Origin of the sequence: Melioribacter sp. Ez-97, from assembly GCF_051488665.1 — a bacterium.
In the GTDB taxonomy this organism is placed as follows: Bacteria; Bacteroidota; Ignavibacteria; order Ignavibacteriales; family Melioribacteraceae; genus Melioribacter.
On the sequence record NZ_JBPSEG010000001.1, the window covers coordinates 363,185 to 387,813 of the forward strand.

Sequence of the window (24,629 nt, forward strand, 5' to 3'; positions counted from 1 at the left end):
GGCTTAAAATATGGTTTTATACTTTTTTACATGTCATTTTTACTTTTCAATTTTACCTCAATAAAAGCGCAAAATCCGGTTTTCGACCATACAATAGGAAATTTTTCGTCGGCGCAGGCATTTTCAATTGATCCTGCAGGAACGATCTATGTAGCCGATATTTCGACAAATGAACTCCTCAAAATCGATTCCGCCGGCGCAATAATAAAAGTAATCGGAGGCTACGGCTGGGACAATTACACGTTCGATTTCCCGGCTGACGTATTTTCAACTCTTTTGAATGTTTATGTCGCCGATAAATACAACGACAGGATTCAAATTTTCGACAAGGATCTCAATTATATTACAACGCTGTCGACTTATTCGTCGGAGCCGTTCAGGCATCCGGTCTCAGTAAGCGTATCCGACCAGGGCGACATATTTTTAATCGATTCGGACAACAGCCGAGTCCTTAAATTTACTTCCGACGGTCAATTCCTTCTGGAAATAGGCGGAATGCTCGCCGGAGATTTTACGCTCGAAAATCCGAAAGCTTTTTCGATTATCGGCAATAAAATTTTCGTTCTCGATTCACACGACCTGTTTATATTCGATCTTTGGGGAAATAACATAGCGAAAAAAAGCTTCGAATTCGAACCCGTAAATATCAATTCTACATCGACCGGATTAACAATTAATACATCAAAGAACGTCTTTTATGCGTACAACAACAGGGACTTGCTGAATTTACCCTTAATTAATTTCTCGCCGGAACTGGAAGAACCGATTACCGACTCGATATTGTTCAACCGAAAGCTATACGTTCTTACATCAAAAACGATTTACGTCTACAACATACGCAAATAGCGTGAAATTTGTCTACCGAATTATATTATTCCTTAGCCTATCATTCTGGTTTCTTCTAATATTATCGGAATTTTGGATTTATAATTTACCCGATTATTTGTATTTACTGCCGTTTATAAAAAAAGCATTTTCCGTTGTATGCCATCAGAATCCGGAAAGAAGCATATTTATCGACGGGCATTCTCTGCTTGTATGCTCGCGGTGCGCCGGCATTTATGCGGGAGCTTTACTCTCCGCATTAGCGGCAATTTTTTATGGTAAAATTTTCCTTAAATCGAATATGCCGCTCTATTTATTGTCGATCCCGCTTGCAATCGACTGGCTTCTGGTAATTCTCGGCGTAAAAGAATATTCCAAGATTACGGCGGCTTTTACGGGTTTCCTTTTCGGTTCGATAATATTTTTATATTTTTACAGCTCGTTAAACAATAAAAACAGAAACAGATGAAAAAGCATTTACCTGCGCTAGTAAGCGGATTCGGAGCCGGAGTTCTATCGATAGTACCGCTTGCGAAAGGATTGACATGTTGCATCATAGTTCCGGTTGCCGCTTACATTGCGCTTATACTCGACAGAAAATCGACGCGTGATTCCGGTCGGATACCGGCTTCGAGAGGATTTACAATCGGTGTAATGACGGGAGTATTTGCAGCTCTCTTCGGTTCGCTTTTCGACATTATAATTACATTCATTACCCACAGCAACGACATCGTAGATTCCTTTCCGGAATTTCAGAAAATGATAAACGACTTTCCCGTAAGCGAAGCCGTTCGGGAAGAGATTATTCGTATGTTTCAAAACCTGCGCAGCGATATAGTCACAACAGGATTCTCATTTCTTTATACTTTTTCGGTGTTAATAAATAATTTCGTGGTGAATACATTATTCGGAGCCGTCGGAGGACTTGCCGGCGCTCAAATAATCAATAACAGAGTCGGGGACAGCGAAGAATGACTGCAGCATTATTAATGGCTCTCCATTTAATTTTTATCGCCTACATTTTTGTACTTAAATATCAGGAAGAATCGCTCGCTACGGCTTTCCTGAACGGGGCGTTGATAATCATATTATTTACAGTCGGCTGGTCGATCTCGAGCAGCATCGTAAAAATATTCTTCGACTCCGAAGGTATAAGTCTGGAATTGAACGCCGACACGATTTCATTAATTTTATTAAGTATCGCAGAGTTCTTTTTTTACCGGTTTTACTACGGTCAAAAGACTACTGAAGCCGGTACGGAAATGTAATTATTGCCGTCTGTTCGGTTTGTTTTGCATTTGGCGGGAGAGGCTCGAATCGCCACTGGCGGAGAGAATTTATAGCCGCCATTTCGAGTTTAGCGTCCGCTTTAATAAGAGGAATAATTTTCCCTACTGTGCCGTCAGGCAGAATTGTAAATTTCAATTTGACGTCGATTTCTTTTGAAACTCCTTCGGGATATTCGGGCAGGATGTAGCTGTAAATTTTTCTTATACCTTTACCTCCGAAGTCGAGTTCAAACCCGAAACCGCCTAAGCCCTCGCCCGTTGCTTCGGTGCCGCTCAATTTATTTTCTTCAATACCGTCCCGATTGTTTTCTATTTCCTTCTTCGTTTCTTCTTTTTTCTTTTCCGTTCTTTTTACAATATTGTCCGTATCCTCGGAACGAGCTTTGGGAAGCTCAACCTTCTTTTCTTCTTTTTTTGTTTCGACCTTCTGTTTTTTGGGTTCTTCTTTGACTTCGTTTTTAGTGACAGGACCCCGGCTGCCTGCAAAAGTTCCCGTACCGAATCCGACGGTAACGTAATCTTCCTCTTCCAAATTTACAGGCAAGTGAATAAAAGCAAAGAGAGCGATAATAACGAGATGTATCAAAAAGGAAGCTAAATAAGAGTTTTTCCTTATCTTGTCATTCATACTCTGCTTTCTCTGTCTCGATTGTAAATTTATCGATGCCCACGCCTTTAGCCGCGTCGATTATTTTAATTATAAGATCGATATTGACGGACTTATCCGCTCTTATAATGAGATTACTTTCGTTAGTCTGTCTTTTCAGCATATCGAGACGTCCTGCAATTCTTTCTATTGATATTTCTTCGTTCCCGAGAAAAATCTGATTTCCTTCCGTAATCGTAACGATTAATTTTGCAGGGGCGACCTGTTCGTTATTTTTTGCCGAAGGTAATTTGATCTTCACTCCGGTTTGAATAACGAACTGAGAAGTAAGCAGAAAAAATATCAGCAAAAGCATTACTATATCCGTAAGCGAAGAATATGCAAAAATACTTAGCGGTTTATTATTGGTTTCAAATTTCATAGTCAACCTCAGATGTTAATTTCCTCGTCGTCTTCAATAGTCCCTTTACCCGAATCCTCGAGAATATCGATGACGTCTGTCGTTACCAGTTCGATATCCATAACCAGTTTGCTTATTGCGCTTACAAAATAATTGTAAAACGCCAGGGCGGGAATGCCCACAATCAATCCGAATGCGGTAGTTATTAAAGCTTCCCAGATGCCTCCCGCAAGGTCTGCCGGATTTGCCGAGCCCTGCAATTCCTGGATTTTCATGAAAGCTGTAATCATACCGGTAACAGTACCCAGGAATCCAAGGAGAGGCGCTATTCCCGATATCGACGCCAAAATTGGCAGACCTTTTTCAAGTTTTGCGATTTCCTGTCTGCCTGCGCTTTCGATTGCCTCTACAACGCGTTGATGCCCGTGTCGGTATTTTTTCAATCCTTTTTTAACTATGTTCGAAACCGGAGTTCTATCTGCAATGCAAATGGCAATAGCGCCGTCGATATCCTTCTTTTTCAACATCGTCCTTATTCTTACCAAAAAAGCCGGCACGTTTACTTTGGCTTTTTTAAGTACAATAAATTTTTCGATAATAATTGCAACAGCAATTAACGAGCAAGCCAGAATTAAATACATAATCCAGCCGCCTTTTAGAAAAATTGAGAGTAGATCCATAATTGCCTTCCGTTAGATTATTAAAAATTTTGTTCGTAAAATTTACGCGCTTCCGATTCGCTATTAAATGGGCCTACGCGCACTCTGAACCATATCCCTCCCTTTTCGGGAATATTGACTTTCATTATATACGCTTTATGCCCTTTCCTTTTCCAATTGCTCACTTCGTTTATAGCTTTTGCCTCGTTTCTCCAGGACGACGTCTGTACGTAATACCTTGAACCGTCTGTAAAAATAGTTTTATATACGTGTATGTCGTTAGCCGGGTTTATATACAAACCGGCATTGTCGACGGATTGTCGAGGCGCCGGGGCAGCCTGTATATTCGTTTTATCTTCGAGTTTGGCAACTCTTGGAAAATCATCTTCGATAACCGGCGGAATGTTTTCATTAATACTTTCGTTTTGATCCTGGCTCAGCGAAGCTATTTCATTATTACCTTGTTCTTGTACGGCGGCGGCATTCTGCCGCTCGGCAATCTCGGGTTCTGACTTATTGCCGCCGTTGAAAAACAAGTAGATTACGCCTGCAAACATTATCGCAACGAATAAGCCGATAATTACGTATTTGAGGTATCCCGTCTTTTCTTCTTCGTATTCTTGCTCGTCTTCATATTTATTTTGCTGAGCGGATGTTACAGGGCGTCTTTCTTCTTTTTGTTCAACGAATTCATATTTTGTTGAGATTCTTTCTTCTTTCAACTCCTCTTTGATTGTTGTTTCCAGTTTTTCAAACAGATTTTCGGATACTCGCCGCGGAGATTTCAGGATATCTTCTTCTTCATGCACATCTTCTATTTCCTCCTCGAATTCCGAATCGTCGTAATTTTCAAGTTCTTCTTTTAATTCATCGCCCCAATTCCATTCGGTATTTCCCTCTATTTTTTTTCCGAGTCCCAAAAATTCGTCTTCCTCTTCATCTTCAATATCCGCGTCTACCGGCTCGTCTGTATCTTCAACGTCAATTCGTTCTTCAACGTACTCCTGATCTTTTTTGCGGTGTTTCCCAAGTTCGATTTCGATTTCCTTAGTTTCATCTACCTCTTTTTTATCATCAGGCTCATATTCCGATTCAGAGATCGATGTTTCCTCTTCCTCCTGCATTTCATCAGTTATTTCTTCCTCAAGAATTTCTTCCTCCGCATTTTCCTCCTGAGCCTGTTCTTCCGGTACTCCATCAACGGATTCGTCCGGGATTACATCTCCGTCAACTTTATCCGCCGCCTCTTCATGCGCTTCTTCCTCTTTTTCGATTTCTTTTACTTCTTCGCGCTCTGAGATATCATCATTATCAACATTTTCATTAGCCGAATCCGATTCCAGGTTTTCGAGCAAATATTCCAGTCCGAAGTCTTCTTCTTTATCCTGGTTGTTTTCTGTCGGTAGAGTCGTTTCAGCATCCTCGAATGACTCGTAGTCCTCCAGCAATTGACTGGGAGTCAAATCGTCTTCTTCTGTCTTTTCGTCATTCTTATCCCGGTCGTCGATAATGTTATTTATTATATCTTCGGAAACCCTGTCTTCGTCGAAATGAAGATCGGCAGTGAGTTCCGACAATTCCGTTTTGATATCCTGCTTTGTCCCGGATTTTTCGCTTTTATAATACTCATCCCAGATATTTGCATCCGGTATACGTTCCGATTCGGAGAGGAGATCGTTCGTGCGTTCTTCAATTAATTTTTTGAATACGACATAAGAAGCTTCCGCATCCTGTTCGGCTTCTTCGCCGATCGGAATAATCGGTTTGCCGACGCCGATACTGAACGTCTCGGTGTCTTCAGAGGGCTCTTCGTAAAAATGTACCGGCATATCGATCGAGATGAAAGTAACTTTGTCGGATAAACTTTCTCTCAACGGAGAGAAAAGAATTTCATCCGATTTATTTTCCTCATTATTTTTTTTCAGTTGGAAAAATCCCACTCCGGGAACTTTGATAGTTAATCCGGGCGCAAGCTGATCGGCAAGTTTCTTTACAAAAATCCCGAATGCCAATTCTGCCTCGCTCGAGGAAACCCCCAGCGAGCCGGATACCTTCTTTTTCAATTCGTCAATATTCATAATAAATCCTTTTTTACCATCTGTAGGTTGCACCCCCTATCAAATCAAACGGCTTTTCCCGATAATCCGGATATACAAAATTACTTTTATTCAGGATGTTTTGAAAATCCGTCCAGAGGAATAAATTATCGAACATTTTATATTCTATCTTAAAGGACAAATTATGGTAGTCCGGAAGAACATTTGTATTGGACAAATCCGTATAAGCTCCCTTCATGAAAATATACGACAACACAATATTGAAATTATTTGCAATTTCTTTCATGTATGTTGCGTTGAATCGTATTTCGGGTTGAAACGGTATTATCATACCGGCAGAGTTTTTAATTTTATAATAACCGGCGCTGACATTGAGATAACCCGGAATTTTAGATTTCAATATTAACTCAACACCGCCGGAATATGCATTAACATCGTTTTCAGTAATGAGGTTGTAAAAGCCCGTTTGCTCATTGTCGAGAAAATAGCAGTAATTATCGGACGCCTTATATTCTGTCCATACGCCTGCCGTAAGAATATCAGTAATTCCGTAATTGATTCCCGCTTTTAAAGCCGATTTATTCTTAAGAAATATGTTGTCTATGAAATTATTTTTCAAATACGGATTTTGTTTGTAAAGGGAATAAAGGTCGACAAATTCTACTTGAGGTTTATACTCGGCGTACGCCGAGAGACCTTCGTCGATTTTGTAATTAAGCGCCACAAACGGAGACAAGAATGAATTATCGTCGTCGGAGCTGTATGTAATTCCCCCCGTAACAATCAGGTCTGACAAAGAATATAATTTAATAAAACCGGTAAATGAGTAAAAATTTTCGCGGAAATTGATGTTTGCATGGTCGGTCATCTGCCTTTTTATAATGGCGCTGCCGCCCAATGAAAAGAGGGAAAAGTTAACCGACAGTTCGGCGTTTCCGGAAAACATTTTTTCATTAAGGTTGTAATTGTTATGCCTGAATTGCCTTCCGTTAAAATCGAAATCGAAATTCAAATTGCGTATGAATTTATTTTTTACTCTAAGATTAAAATTCATCAAATCATTATTGCTCAGAGAGTCCGGCGTTTTTGCGCCGAAATATTTATAAGAAAATTGTTCGTATAAACCGCCGACTCTGACGGAAGTGCCGGGCAGGAAATCGGAATTCGGACTTACAAAGAAATCGTTTTTCAAAGAAATACCCGAAGTATTGTAATATGCATAATCCGTATACTCCTTGATATTTTTACCCCATACGTCGAGTCCGAATAAATAATTATCGAACGGAGCGGATAAATTTAGCTCGCCGACAGGATAGGTATACAATCCCAAGCCAACATTCAGTCTTCCGATATAATATTCGTCGCTGCTGATTTTCGGTATTTTCTTTACGGGAACGGATTCAATGAGAAGAGGCATTAATTCAGGCGAATAATTCGGTAAAAGAAAATCTTTGGAAATAATCGGAATCAACTCGGGCTTGGCTTTTTCGGCTTTCGGTATCTGTATCGATTGACTGCCGGTAATAACAAAATCGGGCAATTCGATACTCTTTTGCTCTTCCTGAGCCATCAATGACGCAGAAAAGATAAGTAATAAAAAGATAATTCGTTTCATAGTAGTTTTAATTTTTTATTTGCTTCGTCCGCATATTCGCCGGAGTTATGTCTTCTTAAAACCGCTCTGTACATTTCCCTGGCTAATTTTTTGTCGTTCAATTCGAGATAGCAGTCGCCCAGACGAAGAAGAGATTTCGTAAACCATTCGTCATACGCCGCAAAGACCGATCTTACCCGCACAAACGCCGTAATTGCGTCATTCCACTGTTGCTGCTGCATGTAGGATAAGCCCAGATAGTATTGAGCTTCTGCGCCTATATCGTCCAGTCGTTTTTCTGCAACTTCTCTCAATAGCGGTATGGCGGATTCGTATCTTTTTTGATTCAGTTCCAGTTTCGCCGTTTCGACTTTGGCTTTATCGGCAAACAGAGTTCCGTCATAGTAGTTAATTACTCTTTCGAAAGTTTGGTACGCTTTTTCCAGATTGCCGCTCTTAACTTCTATTAACGCGCGCGCAAAGAGCAATTCCGGCATTCTTTTCGATTCGCCCGTTTTGCCGATTACTTTGTTGAGCGTTTCTGCAGCCGAGTCAAATTGTTTTTGTTTCGAATAAAGATTGGACAATTCAAGGGCGGCAGAAACAGATATATCCGACGTCAGCGATAAATTCAAAACCTGGTTAAAAGCCGCAATCGCTAAAGTATCGTTATTTATATTAACGGCGCTTTTGCCCAGCCAGTAATACGCGTTTTTTAAAAGAGCGCTCGTCTGATACTTATTTATAAAATCGTAGTAAGCGTTTATGGCTTTATCGTATTCGCCTACGCTGTAAAAAATATCTCCCTTTTTAAGGTAAAATTGGTCGCTGTATTTTTGATTCGGATAGCGCTTTATAAAATCATCTATGATTTTAACCGCTTTGTCTGTTTCGTCTTTTGCAATGTAAGCGTATTGTATTCCGTTGACGGCGTCGATAATGTACGAAGTATTCGGATACTCGTTAAGAACTTTTTCGTAATAAACCAAAGCCGAATCGTACTGCCCCATGTTGTAGTAAGAATCCCCGATTGAATAATAAGCAATCGGAATCAGCGCGGAATTCGGATATTTTCTGATAAGCCGCAAATAATTATCGACAGCCCAGTCGTACTGGTTTTGCTGGAAATAAATCCACCCGATAACATATTGAGCGTCGTCAGTATAATTAGAATAAGGAAACAACTTCTGCAAATTTGAAAATTCGATTACCGCCTGTGCAGTTTTACCGGCTTTATAGAGAGACTGGCAATACTGATAATAATTTTGCGCGCTGCTTATTGCGTTTTCTTTCTTAAATAAATCTTCGTATATCTCGCTGGCTTTTTCAAAATTCTTCATTCCGAAATAGCTGTCGGCAAGGCGCAATTTAACTTCTTTGCTTATTTTCTCGTTGCCGTATTTTTTCAGATAATCGTTAAAATAATAGACGGAATTCGGAAAATCCTTTTTGTTGAAATAAGCGTAGGCTTTTCCTAAAATTACTTGTTTGTTCAACAATAGATCCTCGCCGGAGGCAAGGTTATAATGCTTAATGGCATTATCGTATTCGCCCGAATAAAGATACGATTCGGCTATGTAAAAATTCACCTTTTCTTTTTCGAAATCTCTGAATTTATTATACAGAAACGTGAGATCGCTTAGCGCGTCGCGGTACCTGTTCAGATAAAACTCCGTTATTCCTTTCCCCAATTTTGCGCGTTTGTACGGCTCGTTATAACTATTATTAACGCTCAGAGCTTCGTTGAAATAATTCCTTGCTTCACCGTATTTTTTTTCTTTCAATTTAAGTTCTCCGAGCAGAGTAAGAGCCCGGCTTTTGGTTTCGATATCGTTCGAAGACGCCGCATTTTTCAATATCGACTCGGCGTCTTTTTGAGTGGCGGATTCGAATAATAATGCGCCTTTACTCAAATTTACTTTTGACGCCAGCGGGTGATTAGGATAATTTTCGATGAATTCCCTGTAAAGGCTGTCGGCTTCTTCCCTGTGGTTCAAATATCTTTTTGATTCGGCGCTCCAGAATAACGCATAGACGGAGATTGTATCGTTGCTTGTTCTATTTAAATTGCTGAAAATTTCATAGGCTCTTTGATAGTCTTTGTTTTGAAATTTTATCCATCCGAGGTTGTAAATAATTTTTCGGCGCGTATCCTCCGATATATCGTATGCGGTCAAGTCCGACATTATTTTTTCGGCTTTATCATACTCGCCCAATCTCATAAAAGCGTTGGACAGATAATAATCTTTTTCTATTCTCGATTTCTCGTTCAGCTTATCGAGTACAGGATTGCTCAGTTCGAGCGTAGTTGTAGTGTAATCGCCTATCTTAAAATAGCAGATTCCAATACGCATCTGCGCCAGCGGCGCCAGACCGCTATCTCCGTAATACGATAAAAGTTCGTCGTAATTTGAAATGGCTTCCCGGTAATCTCTCAATTTTTCATAGACGGTTCCCAAAGAATAGATAGCGTCAATGAGATACCTGTTTGTAGTTGCGTTCGATATGCTCAAGTTGAAGTATTCTTCGGCTTCGTAGTATTTATTTTCCGCAGCATACGATTCGGCAAGCCAGTAATACGCGGTTCCTTTATGACTGCTTTCAGGATATTTTTCGACAAAATAGAAGAGCCTCTCCCTGCACTTACGATAAGCTCCGGCTTTATAATAAATTTCTCCGAGTCGCAAGAGCGAGAGTTCTTGATAATTTGAAAAGGGATAATCGGAAATCAGAGTTTCGAACTGAGTCGCAGCCGCCGAATAATCCGAAGTCTGGATTAAACTTTCACCGGAGTAATACAAAGCTGCCGCTTTCATTCCGTCGGCTGCATCTTCGGAGTTAATAACCATTGAGTAGTATCGATAAGAGTCGGTAAAATTTTTTTGATTGTACAGCTCTGTAGCTTTATCAAAAATTTCATTTAGCGACTGCGCCCTTATTGTGGGCAGGCAGGAAATTAATAAAGAAAATAAAATTATTTTACGCTTCATTTAACCCGAATTTTTTATAAGAACTTTTTTAAATGCCTCGAAAAAACAAACTATAACTTCTATTCAAAAAATAATAATAATTTGCTTATAATGATAATTCAGCCGGTTATACAAGCGCACAACTGCAACGTTCCGTGTTTAAATAAAAAAAAAGCCGGCTCGTTGAGCCGACTTTTCAGAACTTTTATCTTAATTACCTCATATACTTCAATTCATATTCGGCAAGTTTTTTATATTGCGGATCCTTTTTAGCCAGTTCGAAATATTCTTTGGCTTTTTCAGTATCCTGTTTTTGTTTCAAAGCGAGTCCTTTGTAATAATAAGCCGCTCCTTTAAGTTTCGAATTCATCGAAATTACTTTGTCGGCTGCCTTAATAGCTTCGTCGTAGTTTCCGTTTTCGTAATACGTATTTGCCAATAAAACGTATGCTGCGTCGAATTCATTGTATTTAATTGCTTCCTGGAGTTGTTCAATAGCTTTCTGATAGTTGCCGTCTTTTTTTGATTCTTCGGCAAGCTTAACATAAGCGCGGGCGATATTTTCATTAGCCTGATCTTTAAGGGATTTTTTAGTAGTCAGTTCCGCGAATTTTTTGAAAGCATCAACGGCTTCCTGATATTTCCCTTCCAGAAAATATGTGCCGCCTAAACCGTTATAACCGAGGCTGAATTTAGGGTTGTTTTCGACGGAATTTCTGAAAGCTTCCTCGGCTTCCGTCAATTTATTTTGTTTTTTATAAGCGACTCCTAATTGGTAAAAGATTCTGTAGTCTTTAGAAGATTGAAGAGCTTCCTGGTATTTTTTTATAGCATTTTCATAATTGCCGGCTTTTAGAAATTTATTTCCTTCATTATAGGCTTTAGCAGCATCAACGGGCATCTCCTGAGCATAGAGCGAAAAAGCAACGAATACAAATGCCAGCGATAAAACAAAAGAGCGGAATTTTTTCATGATATCATCCTCATCTTATTATAAAAAGAACTTGTGCGGAAGGCGGGACTCGAACCCGCACGCCCTAACGGGCACTACCCCCTCAAAGTAGCGTGTATACCAATTTCACCACTTCCGCATAATGACGGCTCAAAAAATAAATTCATATTAGCAAAAATGCAACACTATTTTTCAGGAATCGGGAATTTTTATCGATCCCGCTTCATAAGTTTCCGAGCCATATCGCGCCTGAACGTATATTCAAAAACAATTAATTTGGCAATTTCGTTCGTTTCGAGAATCTCCTCCAGGCTGCGATAAAATTTCCGTTTTTCTTCGCCGATTTTCATGTCGATTGAGTTAATTTCCGAAATTGCCTTTTTGTAGTAATTATTGTCCGGATTTTTCTTCTCTAGATTTTCTTCCAATTCGCGCACCAACTCTTTTCTTTTTTCCAGCAATTTCCTTACTTCGTTTCGATATTCATTTCTTTTGGCGAAAAACCGGACAGCCTCTTCCTCGTTCAGGTCGAGAATTTCGATAATTTTGGCTTTTTCGAGCTGTTCGAATTTTTTGTACTCTTCCCACCCTTTTCGCTGCTGTCTCTCCGGCTGCGCATATATCACAATGCTCGAGAGTATTATTAGTATAAATATTTTCTTCATAATGCCACCTGTGTTTTTTCATTTTTCATTAAACAGTAAATCCGTATCGATATAAAGTTCCGTAAGCAGATTATCGTCGGTTAAAAGATAATCAACCAGTTCCTGGTCTTCAATACTTTCGGGTTGAATATCGATCGTATAATCCTCTTCCGAATAGCCTGACGCCAGGTAATCCGCGACTATGTTTTTGATGACTTCTTCCTGCTCTAAAACATAATCGGTACTCGAATTTACCGGCGTATTGACAAATGAGAATATCAAAAGCAACGCCGCTGCCAACGAAATGGAAAGAGCGTAAGCAATTTTTCCGAATACCACTTTCCCCCTTTGCCTGTCGATTTTTTCTCTAACCCTGGGAAGAAGGTTTGCAAAATAACTTTCGTCGGCATCCGCTGCTGAATATTCCTTCAATCGATTGATTATCTCCCCGGTTTTATCGAATTCTTCTTTCATGCGGGGCGAAACCGATAATTTTTCCTCGAACGATTTCTTTTCTTCGTCGGTCAGCAAACCTGAGTAGTATTTTAATATTTCTTCATTCGGTTTCATTATTCATCCACTCCGTTATTTTTTTTATTGCGTGAAAATATGTCGCCTTGAGTCCGCCGACGCTTTTACCCGTAATCCGGGATATTTCATCGTAAGAAAGTTCGTCGAAATTACGCATAATAAAAACCTGTTTTTGTTTCGGCGGCAGTTTGTCGAGCATTTTTTCGAGCTTTTCTAATTTTTGTCTGTTATCCATATCTCTAACAATATCGCTCTCCGCTTTCAAATCGAAATCCTTATCATCGTCGTCAATCGAAAAAAATCTCTTTAAATTTTTTCTCTTCAAAAGATTAAGGCTTCTCGTCGTTACAATCCTGTAAATCCACGTAAAGAGCGACGATTGGAAATTGAAAGTATGCAACTTTTCATAAATCACGATCAAAACCTGTTGAGTAACTTCATCGGCGTCAAGATGATTCCCCAGCATTTGTCTTGCGTGCCAGTAAATCCGTTTCTGGTATTTTCTGACAATTTCGTTAAAAGCAGTTTCATCGCCTGCCTTGAATCTATTTACCAGTTCGAAATCGTTGTCTTTATTCATAGCGTTTGTATTGACTACTTAATAGACATCTCGGCAGCCTGTAAGGTTTAATTAAACCCGTCGATAAATGCGGCTGTCCAATGGTCGAATTCAAAATTAATTAAGGAGAAATCAAAATGAAAAAATTAATTTCACTCGCGCTCGTACTAATGCTCGCAGTTCCGGCTCTAACATGGTCTCAGCCATTTGACGGAAAAGGTCGCATGCTTCTTTGCGATAAATTGAATTTATCCGAAGAACAGCAAAATCGTATCGACGATTTAAGATACGAATTAAAAGAAAAACTAATCGACCTGAAAGCAGAACTTCAAAAGAACCGTCTTGAAATGAGAAAATTGAAATCCCAGAGCAAGATCGACGAAGAACAATATATGCAGCTTGTAGAAAAATGCAATAATATACGTTCAACAATAAGAACCGAAACTGCGAAACACTGGCTTGCCGTTTATAATCTTCTCGACGACAATCAGAAAGAATTATGGGCAAAATACAGAAACGAAAATTTCGGTTTCGGCAAAAGATTTAACAATAATTGCTGCGACGGTCAACCCCGCTTTAAAAGATGGCGGAGATAATCGATAGCCTCCGAGGCGTCCTTGAAAAAGGGCGCCTTTTTTATTTCGGATTTGTAGGACGAATTTCTATTTCGCTAACGAGGGCATTCTGGGGCAGATTGATAATTACCGCCACCGTTTCAGCTACGTCTTCTGGTTTTAAAACTTTAGAAATTTCTTTAGGCGCCACGGGCGTGTCGATTATCATATCCGTTTGAACAGAGCCGGGACATACAGCCGCTACTCGAATATTATGTTCCCGCAATTCGAGCATTAAGGACTTTGTAAAGCCCATCAACGCATGTTTTGTTGCGGCGTAGGTGGTTCCGTAGACAAAAGGATTTTTGCCTGCCAACGAAGAGATATTGATTATTGTTCCGCTCTTATTCTGAACCATATACGGAACAACGGCTTTTGTAAAATTAAAAACAGCGTACATATTTACATTCATCTGAGCCATAAATTCTTCGATGGTAACGTCGACGAATTTCTTAAATATTGCCACGCCCGCATTGTTGATTAAATGGTCGACTCTTCCGAATTTATTCAAAACGTCTTTGACGGTGTCGTCAATAAAATTTTTATTCGAAACGTCGCCCGCATAAACTGACGGCTTCCCTCCTTTTTCGGTCACAAAATTTGCAGTTTCGTCGAGTTTGCTTTTGTCCCTTCCGATTAATATCAGATTCCCGCCGTATTCAGCCAGTCTGACAGCTATCGCTCTTCCTATTCCGCGGGAAGCGCCCGTTATTATCGTCACTTTATCTTTCATTCAAGATCGCCTTCTTTTGGTCTTAATACTATTTCTTCGGTAACAATGTTGCTTTTAATTATAGCGAGGTCGTAAACAAGACTCGCAATTTCTTTTGGAGGCATCATTCTGTGTGAATACTTTTCGAGTATTGCACTGTCCCATATCGGCGTTTTCGTAGCTCCCGGGATTACATTAATAATCCGTATGTTGTATTTTCTTACTTCTTCGCGCAAAACATTAAGGTACGCATACAATCCGGTCTTCGAGGCCGAATATGCGCTGCTGTTTTTGAAAATCTTTTTTGTTACGACAGAAAGAATATTGATAATCGTTCCTTCTTTTCTTTCAATCATGTCGGGCAGTACCGATTTAATCGTGTAAATAGAGCCGAGCAGATTTACTTCTATTATTTTTTTTATAGTTTCGATCGAGTCGTTTTCGGCTTTTTCAAACGACGTAAGACCGGCGTTGTTTATCAATACGTTAAATTTATATTTGGAGGAAAACTCTTTATAGAATTTGTCCACTTCGGCAAAGTCGGATACGTCCAATTTAGAAGGCTTTATAAGAGAATTTTCTTTTTCAAGAGCTTCAAGCAGGTTGAGTCTTCTGGCAGTGGCAACAACAGTATGATTTTTATTGGCAAATTCGAGCGCCAATTCTTTTCCAATGCCGGAACTTGCTCCTGTAATCCAGACGGCTTCTTTTAGTTCTTTCATTATATCCTCTTTTGAGCGATCAGATTAAGAAATTCGGATCGGGTGCGCGTGTCTTCGGAAAATACGCCGTGCATGGCGCTTGTGGTTGTTATTGAATTTTGTTTTTCAACTCCGCGCATCATCATGCACATATGGTAAGCTTCGATTACAACCGCCACGCCCGCGGGACTAAGATATTCTTCGATAGTATCCGCAATCTGCTGAGTCATTCTTTCCTGCACCTGAAGCCTTCTGGCATAGGCGTCAACAATTCTCGGCAGCTTGCTTAGTCCTACAATTTTGCCGTTCGGTATGTATGCGATGTGAACTTTACCGTAAAACGGGAGCATATGATGCTCGCACATGCTGTAAAAATCGATGTCTTTCACTATCACCATTTCGTCGTATTTTTCTTCGAAAATGGCTCCGTTTAAGATGTCTTCGATTTTTTTATTATAGCCCTGAGTAAGAAACTCATACGCTTTGGCTACGCGATGAGGCGTGCGTTTAAGTCCTTCGCGCGAAGGGTCTTCGCCTATTTCGTTAAGTATCGTAAGTACCGCATTTTCAACTGCTTTTCTATCCAACTCTATTCTCCTCTGTATTCAATGTAGTTATTTTCCGTTTCGTAAAGCTTAATCGAGTAGAGTTTACCGTTGGGAATTTTATCGGCCAGCTGATTCCAGATTCCGAGCGCTATATTTTCGGATGTAGGAATTTTATCCTTCAAAAAATCGACGTCCAGATTAAGATTTTTGTGGTCGAGTTTATCGATTACATTTTCACGAATAATCGATTTCAATTTCTTCAGATCTATCAGATACCCGGTTTCCGGATTGACTTCGCCTGCGATTGTAACTTCGAGAGTATAATTGTGCCCGTGCCCGTTCGGGTTGCTGCATTTTCCGTAAAGGCTGAAATTTTCTTCGTCGCTCAACTGCGGATTATAAATTCGATGGGAAGCCGAAAAGACTTCCCTTCTTGTAATGTATATCATTTTCCGGATTCTTGAATTGCTTTGAGTACTTCTTCAGAATGCCCTTTTACTTTTACTTTAGGGAATATTTTGAGAATTTTCCCGTTTTCGTCGATTATTACGGTTGTTCTCTCGACTCCCATATATTTCCTGCCGTACATCGATTTTTCTTTCCAGACACCGTACTTTTCCAGGACTTCCTTTTTTTCGTCGCTTAAAAGCGTAAACGGGAGTTCGTATTTATCCGCAAATTTCCTGTGAGATTCCACGGAGTCGGGACTGATACCGATAATAACGGCGTTTACTTTTTTGAAGTTGGGAAACGTATCCCTGAAATCGCAAGCTTCTTTAGTACAGCCGCTTGTATTGTCTTTCGGATAAAAGTAAAGGACTACTTTTTTTCCTTTGAAATCTTTCAAAGACACCTTATTGCCGTTCTGATCGGGCAATGTAAAAGCCGGAGCTTTTTTACCTTCTTCTAACATAACAGCGACCCTTTACGAAAGTTTATTCAATGCTTCTTTAATTGCGTTATAATCAGGCTCGTCGCCTGCATTTTCGAGCACTTCAGCGTACTGAACTACGCCATTCTTATCGATTACAAAGGCAGCTCTTTTCGAGACGCCTTTCAGGTCGAATTTGCCCGGCAACCACACGTCATAATACGCGTCGTAGAGTTGCGATACTTCTTTGTTGAAATCGCTGAGAAGCGGGAAATTGAACTGATGTTTGTCAGCCCAAAGTTTTTGAGCAAAGGGACCGTCCACGCTTATTGCGAAGACCTGTGCGTCGAGACTTTCGTAATCTTTCATACTGTCGCGCGTTGAACAGAGTTCTTTTTCGCAGACGGATGTTCCGACTGCCGGGAAAAAGAGAAGAACTACGTTTTTCTTTTCTTGATAATCAGACAATTTGTATGTAGTGCCGTCTGCATTTTTCAATGCAAAATCGGGCGCTTTGTCTCCAATTTTCAATGCCATTTTTTTATTCCTTTCTTTTTATAGTTTACGACCTATTTTAATTTTGACCTGAAATTCCACGCTGCCGTCGGAAGTCAATCTTCCGCGTTGTTCGACGACTTCGAACCATGCAACGGGTTTTTCTTCGTTAGCTTCTTTAAGAACGCTTTTGATAGCGTCGGAAATGCTTTCGGTAGAAATTCCGACTCTTTCTATAACTTCGAATGATTTACTCATATAAACTCCCTCTCTTTATTTTAAGTTCAATTTTAAAAAAATTATTTGCCGTTATTAATTGTATATAATAAATAATCAATTATCAACCTCACGCCGAAACCGGTATTATATTTTTCGGTATACGAGCGCGATTTATGTTTAAGCGCCGGACCCGCAATATCGATATGAGCCCACGGTATTTCGGGGTCAACAAAGTATTGCAAAAATTTGCCGGCTGTAATTGCTCCTCCCCAGCGGGGGCCCAGATTTGCAACGTCCGCAATATCGCTTTCGATCATTTTTTCGTAATCTTCCCAGAACGGCAATTGCCAGAGTCTTTCGTAAGCGCTTTTCGAGGCCTGGAGGAGTCCTTTCGCCAGCTCGTCGTTTTCAGTAAATAATCCGGCGGCAATTTCTCCCAAGGCCACAACGCAGGCGCCTGTCAAAGTTGCAAAGTCAATAATCTGATGCGGCTTTTGTTTGGATGCATAATGGAGCGCGTCGGCAAGTATGATTCTGCCTTCGGCGTCCGTGTCTTTAACTTCGATAGTTTTGCCCGAAGCGGAAATAATTACGTCGCCCGGTTTATATGATTTTCCGCCGATCATATTTTCCACGGCAGGCACAACCCCGATTAACTCTACGGGCAATTTTAATAACGCAGCAGCTTTTATTGCGCCGATAACAGCCGCTCCTCCAGCCATGTCGGCTTTCATTTCGAGCATAACGGAAGTCGGTTTTATCGACAAGCCTCCCGAATCGTATGTAACTCCTTTGCCGACAAGAGCAATTTTTTTCTTAACGGTTTTTGACGGTTTATAACGGATAATAATCATGCAAGGGGGATTGTCGCTCGCTCCTCCGACTGCCAGGATTGCATTCATCTTTCTTTTTTCTAATTCTTTCTTATTCCATATTGTTACTTTTACTCCCGGCAAAGCGAGTTCTCTTTTCGTACGAGACGCTAATTCCATCGGAGTTAATTTGATGGCAGGTTCATTAGCCAAATCACGCGCAAGATAAACCGCGTTCATTATATTATTTGTATCCGTAACAACGCGTTTAAGCAGCGATTGATCGGAATAGTGAAGATTAACTTCGAACGGTTTAGCTTTTTTAGCCGTTGATTTATAGTTGTCGAAAGAATAATTGCCCAGCTGCAAGCCTTCGACGATTGAACGGAGAAATTCTTTTTCGCCGACAAAATATTTTTCGAAATCTTTGAAGGGCGGGACAACCACTGTCATTGAATCCGCCGGCTCATTTTTCAATTTAGTCATTAATCCCGCAAGATAATCGCGGAAATAATCCGAATTAAATTTTTTGTCGATTTTTATCTTTTTAAGAATTACCGCGGCGGGTTCTCCGTCTGTCGAATGAAAAGTAATTTCGTTTTCTTCTTTGTCAAGAAATTTACTCTTATAAAGAGGATGAATATCCAAATTCAAAAGCTCAAGAAAACTATTTAGTTGCTTCTCAATTTTGGGCGTATCGACAAAGAATTTCAGAAGAAGAGCGTTTTTGCCGAATTTTATTTCATCGTTTTTTGCGTTGATTTTTAGTCTGAATAACATTTAATCTCCTATATATTTTTGCGCTTGCCGGATAACGTTGTAAACTAATGTATCGATGTCCTTATCGTAAAGCCTGGCGCCGGATGCGTTAATATGTCCTCCTCCGCCGAATTCAGCCGCCAATTTATTTACTTTGATATTTCCTTTCGATCGGAAACTAATTTTTATACCGTCTTCCAATTCAAGGAACAACAATCCTACTACTACATTTTTAACCGCCATGCAATGCGTAACGAACCCGTCGACGTCGCTCTCCTTGGCGCCATATTGACGAAGGTCAGCCTGCGTGATAACCATGTAAGCAAGTCTGCCGTTCAAAGCAGTATTAATGCCGCTTATCGCTTTCCCGAGCAATCTCAAATTGTTAAGATCGGTCTGATTGTAAATTTTATCGTAAACGTCGGTCGGATTGACCCCCTTTTCAAGAAGTTCTCCGGCGATTGCATGAATCTTCGGCGAAGTCCTTTCGTAACGGAACGATCCGGTGTCGGTCATAATAGCGCTGTACAGCTGGAGAGCAATCTGGTAGTCGATTTCCGTAATATTAGTCGATTTTATAAAATCGTACAAAATTTCTCCTGTAGCTGCCGCATCGGTTTCTACCAGCATCAAATCGAAGCAATTTTCCGGTTCCTGATGATGATCAATGCATATCTTTTTGGCTCCCGATTTTCGCAATATATTTTCCATGCTTTTGGTTCTGCCGATACCGTTCAAGTCGAGGAACAAAATTACTTCTGAATTCATTATGTAGTCGTCATGTTTACCGGGCTCATATAATTCCACATAATCGTTTTGATCAAGAAATTTCAGATTGTCGGGCGTCGGGCTGTGGTTAATAATTTTTACTTTTTTATTCATTCTTTCCAGAAGCAGAAAGCACGCAATCTCCGAACAAATCGCATCCGCATCGGGATTGACGTGCGAAGTAATAGTAAAAGATTCGTGAGAATCCAGAATATTTTTCAGTTCGGTATAATAATTCATAGCAGATTTTCTTTTAAGAATTAAAAATATTGAAATGGCGGGAAATAAAAAAAGGGCTGCATAGTACGCAGCCCTGCGGATTATTAATTACTCAACATCCCATGTATTTACGCTAAACATAAGTTTGTTGTAATCGCCCGCTCCCTTTTTGGATTTAACGTATTCGACCTGTTTCCAATATTCTTCGTCATAAGAAGGTTTTTCTATTTGTCTGAAAATACCAACGGGCGTAGGCATATCATCCATGTCAATAAATCTGGCCAAAATAAATCCTCGCGTTGGATCGGTGTCGAATTCATCGTGAACCCAGCAATCATCTATAGAATGCTTGCCGTCATTCAAGTCGATAATTACAGGCTTTAATCCGTCCAGCTTAATCCCTTTGTCTTTATTCTTGCCAAAGACAAGGGGCTGGCCGTGTTCCAGATAAATTACATAATCTTCCTTTGAAGTTTTATCTGTCAGAGGAGCGTAGGCTCCGTCGTTAAATATTGGACAATTCTGATATACTTCAATAAATGCGAGACCTTTATGAGCCGCCGCTCTTTTCAACATTTCCTGCATATGCTTTGGTTCTCTGTCGATGGTTCTGGCAATGAACGACGCGCCTGCAGCATCGGCAAGTTTGATGGCATTAAACGGAAAATCTACAGTTCCGTATGGCGAAGATTTGGTAATCTTGCCTTTTTCGGAGGTTGGAGAATATTGTCCTTTTGTCAATCCGTAGATTTTATTATTGAACAGAACAATTTTAATATCCATGTTTTTTCTGCATGCGTGAATAAAGTGATTGCCGCCTATGCTCAAAGAATCGCCGTCGCCAGTGGCAACCCATACCTGTAATTTCGGATTAGCCAGTTTAACTCCCGTTGCAATAGCTGCGGCTCTCCCATGGATACCATGGAAGCCGTAGGTATTCATATAATAAGGGAATCTGCTCGAGCAGCCGATACCCGAGACCCAAACGATATTCTCTTTTAGTTCGCCGAAATCGGGCGAGGTTCTTTGCACCTGAGCTAGAATCGAATAATCGCCGCATCCCGGACACCATTTAACGTCAACGTCGGATGAAAAATCTTTCGCAGTATATTTAGTCTCCAAATTCTTAGTTTCCATTAGTACCTCCGAGTACTTCGTAAATTTTATTTTCAATTTCGGCTACTTTGAAAGGACGCCCTTTAACCTTGTTCAATTGGATAACGTCTTTCAAGAATCTTCCTTTTATAAGCAATGCCAGCTGACCAGTGTTGAGTTCAGGAATTAGAACCTTTTCGTATTTATCGAGCACGTCTTTTATATTACGCGGGAAAGGATTGAGATATGTCAAATGAGCATGAGCCACTTTGTATCCTTGTTTACGGGTGTTACGTATAGCTTCCTTAATAGCTCCGTACGTGCTTCCCCAGCTGAGTATCAATAAATCGTCAGTGTCATTGCCGTCTACTTTGAGTTCCGGAATATCATTGGCAATATTGTCGATTTTTTGTTTTCTAATTTTTACCATCTCTTCGTGATTATCAGGGTCGTAACTAATCGATCCGTAGATATTTTGTTTTTCCAGACCGCCGATGCGATGCTCCAATCCCGGCGTGCCGGGTATTGCCCAGGGCCGGCTTAATTTTTCGTCTCTCAAATAAGGATAAAAACCTTCCGGGTCGGTACGGAATTTCACATTGATCTCCGGTAGTTCTTCAAATTTAGGAATTCTGAGCGGCTCGGAGCCCATTGCAAGATATCCGTCGGTTAAGAGCACAACGGGGGTCATATATTTGGTAGCTATCCTCGAGGCTTCGATTGCCGCATAGAAACAATCTGCAGGGCTTTTTGCGGCAATTATAGCAAGCGGAGCTTCGCCGTGTCTGCCGAAAAACGCTTGCAATAGATCCGCCTGCTCCGTTTTAGTGGGCAAGCCTGTACTCGGACCGCCTCGTTGGACGTCGACGACAACAAGCGGTAATTCTGTTATAACCGCCAGACCCAACGCTTCGCTTTTCAACGAGAAACCGGGACCTGAAGTTGTGGTTATTGCTAAGGCTCCGGCAAACGACGCGCCGATGGCAGAACTGATACCTGCTATTTCGTCCTCAGCCTGAAACGTTACGACATCAAAATCTTTATATTTACTCAGTTCATGCAATATTTCGGAAGCGGGAGTTATCGGGTACGAACCCAGGAATAATTTCAAACCGCTTTTCAAAGAAGCCGTTACAAAACCGAGCGCCGTTGCTTCATTACCTGAAATATTACGATACTTTCCTTTGGGCAGTTCAGCCGCTTTAACTTCGAATCTCGTTGTAAATATTTCTGTTGTCTCGCCAAAATTATACCCTGCCATCAAAGCTTTTTTGTTGGCTTCCATTATTTCGGGCTTATTCTTGAACTTCGTCTCGAGCCATTTGAGTGTAACGTCGATAGGTCTGTTGTACATCCAATACATCAACCCGAGGGCGAAGAAATTTTTGCACTTTTCTTTATCCTTGACGGACAGCTCCATATCTTTCAGCGTTTCCATCGTCATCTGCGTAAGCGGGATCGGGATCACATTGTAGTTACTGAGCGAACCGTCTTCTAACGGATTGGAATTATACTTTGCAAGACGTAAGTTCTTGTCGTCGAAAGAATCCGTATTGACAATAATAGTGCCGCCGGGTTTCAGATCGGGGAGATTAACTTTGAGTGCAGCCGGATTCATTGCCACAAGAACATCTGGCGAGTCGCCCGGAGTTTGAATATCGCTGCTGCTGAAATGGAGTTGAAATCCGCTCACACCGGATAAAGAACCTGCAGGGGCGCGGATTTCTGCAGGGAAGTCGGGCAGCGTGCTTAAATCGTTACCTACAATTGCGGTAGTTTCCGTGAATTGTGTTCCGGTTAACTGCATACCGTCGCCGGAGTCGCCGGCAAATCGAACTGTTACATCTTCAACTATTTTACTTGCTTTTGCCATTTGTTTTTCTCTTAAATAAGTTAATTTGTCTTATTGTCGTTTATTAAAATATGAAAACTATTTTCAAAATTAAATGCCGAAATTCACTCTACGGCATTAATTATTTCAAAAAATTCTTCCGGTTGAACAAAACCTGTCAATCTCTTTACTTCCCTGCCGCTTGAGTCGATTATCAAAACCGTAGGCATACCGACAATATTAAATTTATTCCTAAGTTTTTCGGTCTCTTCCGAAATGGTTTGCGTCATATCTACTTTGAACAATTTGAATTCTTTCATCTTCTCGGCAACTTTGGCATCGGCAAATGTTATTGCCTCGAGTTCTTTACAGGGGATGCACCAGTCTGCATAAAAATCGATTATCATCTTTTCGCCGTTGTCGAGAGAAGCCTGATATTTTTCTTCGGAGAATTTTTCCCACGGCAATTCCGGTTTGTCGGCAGGCAGCAATGAATAGACTGATAAAGCCAGCACGACAATCGAAAAGATAGTTTTGAAAATTCTAAAGCCTTTAATGTTGTTCGCCGTTTTGTCGAATACCAATAAAATTAATGCAGCAACAATACCGAAAACCGGGAGGAAGTACAAATTGATTTCTTTTGGAAACAATGGAGCTACAAAATAGACGGCCATGCCAAGCAGTAAAAATCCGAAAACATGTTTAACACCTTCCATCCAGTCTCCCGCGCGCGGTAAACTTTTTATTTTGCCGGAAAAGAGAGCCAGGAAAAGATACGGCAATCCGAGCCCCAGAGCCATAACAAAAAAGAGCCAGAAACCGTAGACAGGATCGCCTTTAGCCGCGACGTAAGTAACCAATCCCAGCACAAAAGGCCCGATACACGGAGCCGCTACAATACCCATAGTTAAGCCCATAAAAAACGCTCCGAAATATCCCGACTTGGCTCCGCCCGCTTTCATGACCCATGAGTCGGGCAATTTAAATTCATAAACGCCGAACTGACTCAACGACAAGATTACAAACAAGAGCGCTATAACAATAATCACAATTGTATTTTGTAAAAGACTACCGAAGACCGCTCCGCTGAGCGCGGTTACCACGCCTATAACAGAATAAGTCAGCGCCATACCAAGCACGTAAAGAGAACCCAATAAGAAAAGTCTTCCCGTTCTGCCTTCGCTCTGTCCGCCGAAATAGCCGACGGTGATCGGTATCAATGGATAAACGCACGGCGTAAGGTTAAGAGCCAGTCCTCCCAGGAAGACAAACAAAAGGCTAAGCAGCAATCCGCTCGATTCCAATGTAGAAGCTATAGTATTGTCATTATTTTCTTCAATACTCGTCTTTCCGAAATCGATGTTTTTGAATATTTCCGAATTCAATTCGGCAGCCGGAGCATTTTCTTTTACAACTTTTACAAGCAAAGTATCGGTAAGGCTTGAGGGCGGAAGACAACTTTGATTATTGCAAGCCTGGTATGTAATTTTAATTGGAATTCTGTAGTCGCCTTCTTCAAGAGCGGCGTCAATTCTGAGAAGAGCGCCGATATAAATTGTTCCGTCGAACACCGATACCGGTTTATCGGAAAATTCGAATTTCAATTCCTTTGCTTCCGGATAAACAATTTTTGCAAACTGAAATCTCGGGTCTTCGCTTAAAATTCGTGTTGGTATGAGAAAATCTTCATTCGGGTTATTGGAGTTAATATGCCATTCTTCTGAAATATTCAGTTTAACGGCAAATTTATAATTGGAATTCGGACTGGCGACATCCTGCCCTTCGACCAGTTCCATCTTCAAAATATTTTTTTGCAAACCGAACTGTGCGAAAACAAAGAAAGGAATAAACAGAAGTGTAAACAATTTGAATTTCATAGAGATACCATTTTTATTTTAA

The 24,629-nt window shown here is 40.6% G+C and carries 27 protein-coding genes and 1 tRNA gene; 5 read left to right on the plus strand and 23 right to left on the minus strand.

Translation table 11 applies throughout. The annotated features are described in order from the left end of the window. Window positions 1-30: 30 nt before the first annotated feature. The 4 genes from ACSSWA_RS01570 to ACSSWA_RS01585 are packed head-to-tail and all read left to right on the plus strand — an operon-like array spanning window position 31 to window position 2,093. The gene (locus ACSSWA_RS01570) at window positions 31-846 is read left to right on the plus strand and encodes an NHL repeat-containing protein (RefSeq protein ID WP_437354836.1); all 816 of its coding nucleotides are present in this window, start codon (window positions 31-33) and stop codon (window positions 844-846) included. 1 nt (window position 847) lies between these two features. Further along, a complete protein-coding gene (locus ACSSWA_RS01575) occupies window positions 848-1,294 on the plus strand; it encodes a DUF2085 domain-containing protein (RefSeq protein WP_437354837.1) in 447 nt (148 codons plus the stop codon). Then, a complete protein-coding gene (locus ACSSWA_RS01580; RefSeq protein WP_437354838.1) occupies window positions 1,291-1,800 on the plus strand; it encodes a DUF4199 family protein in 510 nt (169 codons plus the stop codon). Before ACSSWA_RS01575 ends, ACSSWA_RS01580 begins: the two co-directional genes overlap by 4 nt. Continuing rightward, a complete protein-coding gene (locus ACSSWA_RS01585) occupies window positions 1,797-2,093 on the plus strand; it encodes a hypothetical protein (protein ID WP_437354839.1) in 297 nt (98 codons plus the stop codon). Before ACSSWA_RS01580 ends, ACSSWA_RS01585 begins: the two co-directional genes overlap by 4 nt. Here ACSSWA_RS01585 and ACSSWA_RS01590 read toward each other — a convergent pair. The 11 genes from ACSSWA_RS01590 to ACSSWA_RS01640 all read right to left on the minus strand — a co-directional run bounded on the left by ACSSWA_RS01590 (window position 2,068) and on the right by ACSSWA_RS01640 (window position 13,107). Beyond that, entirely contained in the window at window positions 2,068-2,742 is a 675-nt protein-coding gene (locus ACSSWA_RS01590) for an energy transducer TonB (protein ID WP_437354840.1), read from the minus strand. The two genes, ACSSWA_RS01585 and ACSSWA_RS01590, sit on opposite strands and share 26 nt — an antisense overlap. Continuing rightward, complete coding sequence (locus tag ACSSWA_RS01595) at window positions 2,735-3,142, minus strand: ExbD/TolR family protein (protein ID WP_437354841.1); 408 nt, start codon at window positions 3,140-3,142, stop codon at window positions 2,735-2,737. The genes ACSSWA_RS01590 and ACSSWA_RS01595 overlap by 8 nt, the downstream gene beginning before the upstream one ends. Window positions 3,143-3,150: 8 nt before the next feature. Further along, on the minus strand, window positions 3,151-3,801 hold the full coding sequence (locus ACSSWA_RS01600) for a MotA/TolQ/ExbB proton channel family protein (protein WP_437354842.1): 651 nt from the start codon (window positions 3,799-3,801) through the stop codon (window positions 3,151-3,153). Window positions 3,802-3,821: 20 nt separating this feature from the next. Further along, the gene (locus ACSSWA_RS01605) at window positions 3,822-5,858 is read right to left on the minus strand and encodes an SPOR domain-containing protein (protein ID WP_437354843.1); all 2,037 of its coding nucleotides are present in this window, start codon (window positions 5,856-5,858) and stop codon (window positions 3,822-3,824) included. Window positions 5,859-5,871: 13 nt separating this feature from the next. Continuing rightward, window positions 5,872-7,452 carry a hypothetical protein gene (locus tag ACSSWA_RS01610; protein ID WP_437354844.1) on the minus strand — a complete coding sequence of 527 codons (1,581 nt, stop codon included), beginning with the start codon at window positions 7,450-7,452 and terminating at the stop codon, window positions 5,872-5,874. Then, entirely contained in the window at window positions 7,449-10,421 is a 2,973-nt protein-coding gene (locus ACSSWA_RS01615) for a tetratricopeptide repeat protein (protein WP_437354845.1), read from the minus strand. Before ACSSWA_RS01615 ends, ACSSWA_RS01610 begins: the two co-directional genes overlap by 4 nt. 193 nt (window positions 10,422-10,614) lie before the next feature. Then, window positions 10,615-11,373, minus strand: a complete 759-nt coding sequence (locus tag ACSSWA_RS01620) for a tetratricopeptide repeat protein (protein WP_437354846.1) — start codon at window positions 11,371-11,373, stop codon at window positions 10,615-10,617. Between the two features lie 34 nt (window positions 11,374-11,407). After that, a tRNA-Leu gene (locus tag ACSSWA_RS01625) sits at window positions 11,408-11,491 on the minus strand. Between the two features lie 70 nt (window positions 11,492-11,561). Next, entirely contained in the window at window positions 11,562-12,017 is a 456-nt protein-coding gene (locus ACSSWA_RS01630; RefSeq protein ID WP_437354847.1) for a hypothetical protein, read from the minus strand. Between the two features lie 18 nt (window positions 12,018-12,035). Beyond that, window positions 12,036-12,566, minus strand: a complete 531-nt coding sequence (locus tag ACSSWA_RS01635) for a hypothetical protein (protein ID WP_437354848.1) — start codon at window positions 12,564-12,566, stop codon at window positions 12,036-12,038. Next, complete coding sequence (locus ACSSWA_RS01640) at window positions 12,553-13,107, minus strand: RNA polymerase sigma factor (RefSeq protein WP_437354849.1); 555 nt, start codon at window positions 13,105-13,107, stop codon at window positions 12,553-12,555. Before ACSSWA_RS01640 ends, ACSSWA_RS01635 begins: the two co-directional genes overlap by 14 nt. 116 nt (window positions 13,108-13,223) lie before the next feature. Between ACSSWA_RS01640 and ACSSWA_RS01645 the strand changes: the two genes are divergently transcribed. Continuing rightward, on the plus strand, window positions 13,224-13,682 hold the full coding sequence (locus ACSSWA_RS01645) for a Spy/CpxP family protein refolding chaperone (protein WP_437354850.1): 459 nt from the start codon (window positions 13,224-13,226) through the stop codon (window positions 13,680-13,682). 40 nt (window positions 13,683-13,722) lie between these two features. On the opposite strand, the gene ACSSWA_RS01650 is transcribed toward ACSSWA_RS01645, so the two are convergent. The 12 genes from ACSSWA_RS01650 to ACSSWA_RS01705 form a co-directional block, all read right to left on the minus strand. After that, window positions 13,723-14,433, minus strand: coding sequence for an SDR family oxidoreductase (locus ACSSWA_RS01650; RefSeq protein WP_437354851.1), 711 nt, complete (start codon window positions 14,431-14,433; stop codon window positions 13,723-13,725). After that, window positions 14,430-15,134 (minus strand): SDR family oxidoreductase, encoded by a 705-nt coding sequence (locus ACSSWA_RS01655; RefSeq protein WP_437354852.1) that lies wholly within the window; start codon window positions 15,132-15,134, stop codon window positions 14,430-14,432. The genes ACSSWA_RS01650 and ACSSWA_RS01655 overlap by 4 nt, the downstream gene beginning before the upstream one ends. Further along, on the minus strand, window positions 15,134-15,700 hold the full coding sequence (gene folE, locus ACSSWA_RS01660; protein WP_437354853.1) for a GTP cyclohydrolase I FolE: 567 nt from the start codon (window positions 15,698-15,700) through the stop codon (window positions 15,134-15,136). Before folE ends, ACSSWA_RS01655 begins: the two co-directional genes overlap by 1 nt. A gap of 2 nt (window positions 15,701-15,702) precedes the next feature. Further along, entirely contained in the window at window positions 15,703-16,110 is a 408-nt protein-coding gene (locus ACSSWA_RS01665) for a 6-carboxytetrahydropterin synthase (protein ID WP_437354854.1), read from the minus strand. Beyond that, entirely contained in the window at window positions 16,107-16,574 is a 468-nt protein-coding gene (bcp, locus tag ACSSWA_RS01670) for a thioredoxin-dependent thiol peroxidase (protein ID WP_437354855.1), read from the minus strand. The genes ACSSWA_RS01665 and bcp overlap by 4 nt, the downstream gene beginning before the upstream one ends. Window positions 16,575-16,586: 12 nt before the next feature. Continuing rightward, window positions 16,587-17,069 (minus strand): redoxin domain-containing protein, encoded by a 483-nt coding sequence (locus ACSSWA_RS01675; protein WP_437354856.1) that lies wholly within the window; start codon window positions 17,067-17,069, stop codon window positions 16,587-16,589. 18 nt (window positions 17,070-17,087) lie between these two features. After that, the gene (locus tag ACSSWA_RS01680; RefSeq protein ID WP_437354857.1) at window positions 17,088-17,285 is read right to left on the minus strand and encodes a dodecin family protein; all 198 of its coding nucleotides are present in this window, start codon (window positions 17,283-17,285) and stop codon (window positions 17,088-17,090) included. 41 nt (window positions 17,286-17,326) lie between these two features. Then, the gene (locus ACSSWA_RS01685) at window positions 17,327-18,838 is read right to left on the minus strand and encodes a leucyl aminopeptidase (protein ID WP_437354858.1); all 1,512 of its coding nucleotides are present in this window, start codon (window positions 18,836-18,838) and stop codon (window positions 17,327-17,329) included. Then, window positions 18,839-19,825 (minus strand): DHH family phosphoesterase, encoded by a 987-nt coding sequence (locus ACSSWA_RS01690; RefSeq protein ID WP_437354859.1) that lies wholly within the window; start codon window positions 19,823-19,825, stop codon window positions 18,839-18,841. Window positions 19,826-19,912: 87 nt separating this feature from the next. Further along, window positions 19,913-20,941, minus strand: a complete 1,029-nt coding sequence (locus ACSSWA_RS01695; RefSeq protein ID WP_437354860.1) for a 2-oxoacid:ferredoxin oxidoreductase subunit beta — start codon at window positions 20,939-20,941, stop codon at window positions 19,913-19,915. Next, window positions 20,931-22,772: a 2-oxoacid:acceptor oxidoreductase subunit alpha gene (locus tag ACSSWA_RS01700; RefSeq protein ID WP_437354861.1), complete on the minus strand. Its 1,842-nt coding sequence runs from the start codon at window positions 22,770-22,772 to the stop codon at window positions 20,931-20,933. The genes ACSSWA_RS01695 and ACSSWA_RS01700 overlap by 11 nt, the downstream gene beginning before the upstream one ends. An 83-nt stretch (window positions 22,773-22,855) precedes the next feature. Further along, complete coding sequence (locus ACSSWA_RS01705) at window positions 22,856-24,607, minus strand: protein-disulfide reductase DsbD family protein (RefSeq protein WP_437354862.1); 1,752 nt, start codon at window positions 24,605-24,607, stop codon at window positions 22,856-22,858. Window positions 24,608-24,629: the final 22 nt, after the last annotated feature.